At 69.7% G+C, this 2931-nt stretch carries 4 protein-coding genes and 1 tRNA gene; 2 read left to right on the forward strand and 3 right to left on the reverse strand.

Features of this window, described 5'->3' with window-relative positions:
• On the forward strand, window positions 1-163 hold a 163-nt coding region (locus tag VF662_RS06290; protein ID WP_464138963.1), incomplete at its 5' end, for an L-histidine N(alpha)-methyltransferase.
• A gap of 5 nt (window positions 164-168) precedes the next feature.
• Here the strand turns inward: VF662_RS06290 and VF662_RS06295 are convergent.
• Together VF662_RS06295 and VF662_RS06300 are read right to left on the reverse strand one after the other, a co-directional pair.
• On the reverse strand, window positions 169-435 hold the full coding sequence (locus VF662_RS06295; protein WP_464138958.1) for a hypothetical protein: 267 nt from the start codon (window positions 433-435) through the stop codon (window positions 169-171).
• 59 nt (window positions 436-494) lie between these two features.
• Window positions 495-1034, reverse strand: a complete 540-nt coding sequence (locus VF662_RS06300; RefSeq protein WP_464138959.1) for a glycoside hydrolase family 108 protein — start codon at window positions 1032-1034, stop codon at window positions 495-497.
• 138 nt (window positions 1035-1172) lie between these two features.
• Here VF662_RS06300 and VF662_RS06305 point away from each other — a divergent pair, with 138 nt between their 5' ends.
• Window positions 1173-2843: a DUF2339 domain-containing protein gene (locus tag VF662_RS06305; protein WP_464138961.1), complete on the forward strand. Its 1671-nt coding sequence runs from the start codon at window positions 1173-1175 to the stop codon at window positions 2841-2843.
• Here the strand turns inward: VF662_RS06305 and VF662_RS06310 are convergent.
• Window positions 2844-2920, reverse strand: a tRNA-Pro gene (locus VF662_RS06310).
• Window positions 2921-2931 lie beyond the last annotated feature (11 nt).

The following is a 2931-nucleotide window of genomic DNA, read 5'->3' on the forward strand; positions in this document are numbered from 1 at the left end:
GGGGGAGACGATCCACACCGAGAACAGCCACAAATACGGCTTCCGCGACGCCCGACTGCTGCTCCGCGCGGCAGGCTGGGGCGTCGTCGAGGAGTGGACCGACGCCGACGAGCAGTTCGTCCTCATCCTCGCCGAGGCCGAGGCGCCCCGCTTCGCGCCCTGAACTCTTCACCTCTGTTCCTTCACGCCCGCATCCGCGGCTTTCCGCCCGGCCGGCGATGACCCGAATTCGTAGCTGACGACCGTGCTTCCCCAGCCGAGGACGAGGCCGAGGGCGAGCAGCAAGGGTTCGCGGTTGCCTTCCGGGATCGGAACGAAATAGAGGCCGGCAAGCCCCATCAGGCCGCCGACCAGGGCGACGAGGCCGAGGAGGGCGCGGAACAGAGCGCCTTCCCTGGGCGGCGCAGCACCGATCTGGTTCTCCACATTGGTCATAAATGCACTCTCGCGGCTAAGTTCACACTAAGTTCACGCCAAGTGATGCTGCTTCGTGCTCACCCAAGGCGGTTGGCGAGCCAGCCGTAGAGGAAGGCCTCGTTGGCCGGCCGCTCTTCCGCGAGGCGCAGGTAGCGCTCGCCCTGAAGCGCTTCGATCGCCTTCAGCAGCACGGCCTCGCCGGCCGCGCCGCGCCTGGCGATGAAGGCTTTCAGAGCCTCGATCGTGCGGCCGCCGATCCTCCGGTCCACCGCCAGGTCCGCATAGTCGCTCGCGCCGCGGTTGAGCGCGTTCAGCGCCCGCTGGAGGAAGCCGACCGCCACGCCCGGGCCCATGTTCACGCCGGTGTCGAACAGTTCGGCGGCGATCCGCGGCGCATGCTCCGCCACCCGGTCGAAGCCCGGCCGGAGCCAGTAGATCCGGCGATAGACCGCCGTCGCCTCCTCGCGCGGGTAGCTCCGCATGTTGCCGCGATAGCCGTGCGCCCGCGCCACCGCCTCGGTCACGCCCCAGCGCGTCGCTCCGCCCTTATCGGCAGGATGGTTCGAATAGCCGCCCTCGCGGCCGATCACCTCGTCGATCAGATTGTCCACGTCCATTGCTTCCACTCCCGGTTCTCTACTGAAAGCAGGAATAACCGAATAGGATAACAATAGGAAAGCGGAATCTTTTGCTTCCCGTGCACGATCGAGCGCTTTCCTCGACACCCGCACCGGGGGCGGCTAGCCTTGGAGGCGATGACGCTGTTGCTGCTCGTACTGGTCGCCGTGCTGATGGTCGTCCTCGAGCTTCGCTCCGCCGCCCGGACGGCGCGGATCGAGGCGCGGGTCGCCGCGCTCCAGCACGAGGTGGAAGCGCTGCGCCGGCTCGGTCCGGGCGAGGCACCGCCGGAGATGGCCGAGGCGGCGCTGGAGCCCCCTCCCCGCGAGACGTTCGACCGGTTTTTCGAGCGGCTGATGGGCGGGAGGCTGCTGATCTGGATCGGCGGCATCGCGCTTGCCGCCGCTGGCATCTTCCTCATCCGCCATTCGATCGAGCTGGTCACGCCCGAGGCGCGGATGATCGCCGCGGCCGCGCTCGGCTTGTTCCTGCTCGGCGCTGGCGAATATGCCCGCGGCGGCCGCCCCCTCGCCGACGACCCGCGCATCGGCCAGGCCCTGGTCGGCGCCGGCATCGCAATTCTCTATGCGACCACCTACGGAAGCTATCTGCTGTTCGGCCTGATCGGCAGCGGCACGGCCTCGCTCCTGATGCTGCTCATCACCGCAGCTTCGCTCGCTCTGTCGCTGCGACACGGCGCTCCGACCGCGGTCATGGGGCTGGTGGGCGGGTTCCTGACGCCCTTGCTGGTTGGAGATGCGGCCGCGGGCGCGGTTCCTGTCCTCGCCTATCTGGCACTGCTGGACGTCGCCATTTTCGCCATAGCGTGGCGGCGTGGCTGGCCTTGGCTGGCCGCGGCCGCGGTGGCCGCGAGCTTCGCCTGGACCGGATATTTCGTGCTCGAGCCGCTCCGGGACGCGCTCCCCGCAGGCTTGTTCGCAGCCCTCCTCGGAATTGCCGCCTCGCTTCCGAAAGCCACCAGAGGGCGGCAGCTCTCGCTGATGCAGCCGGCGATCATCGGCCTCGTCGAGCTGGCGGTCCTCGTGAGCCGCACGGACGTCGGCGCTCCGGGGTGGCTGCTGTTCGGCGGGCTCGCTGCGGCGACCCTGCCGCTGGCCGCGCTTCGGGGTGAGCATCGGGCGGCGCCCGCGGCCGCACTGCTGCTTTCCCTCGTCCTCATCGCCACGAAGGCGCGCGCGGGCGACGATCCGCTGCTCGGCACCGCGGCTGCCGCAACCACCCTGCTGTTCGGGCTCGGCACCGCTATCCTCGGCGTCCGCGGCCAGCCGCTCCGCGCCCTGACCGTCTGCGCCGCGCTCGCCGGCCCGCTGTTCATCCTTCGGCTGCTGGAGCCGGAGCTGCTCGGCCGCGCCTCATGGGGAGGTCTGGCGCTTGCGCTCGGCTGCGCGGCGCTGCTGCTGCTGTGGCGCTTCCGAAGGGAGCCGGGCGGCACAGGTTCCTTCGCTGCCGGAGTGACCTCGGCCCTGCTGCTCGGCCTTGCGGCTCACGATCTCGTCGGCCGCGAGTTCGTCTCCGGCGCATGGCCGCTGATCGCGCTCGGGCTGCTGCTCATGGGCATGCGGATGCACGACAAGCCGCTCCGCTTCGCCGGCCTGCTTCTGCTGACGGGAACGATCCTGAAGGTGTTCCTGATCGACGCTTCGGCGCTCGAGGGCGTGCTTCGAATCCTTTCTTTCCTCGGGCTCGGGATCGCCCTCATCGGCATCGGCAAGCTTTACACCAGGGTGCTGAGCGCGGTGGGGAGCCGCTCCGGCGGCGCGCCGCCGCCCGCCGGTGCGGGCGGATGATGGTCGGGGCGACTGGATTCGAACCAGCGACCCCCACACCCCCAGTGTGATGCGCTACCAGGCTGCGCTACGCCCCGACCAGGCAGGC

Origin of the sequence: Allosphingosinicella sp. (genome assembly GCF_036387215.1) — a bacterium.
Lineage (GTDB): Bacteria > Pseudomonadota > Alphaproteobacteria > Sphingomonadales > Sphingomonadaceae > Allosphingosinicella.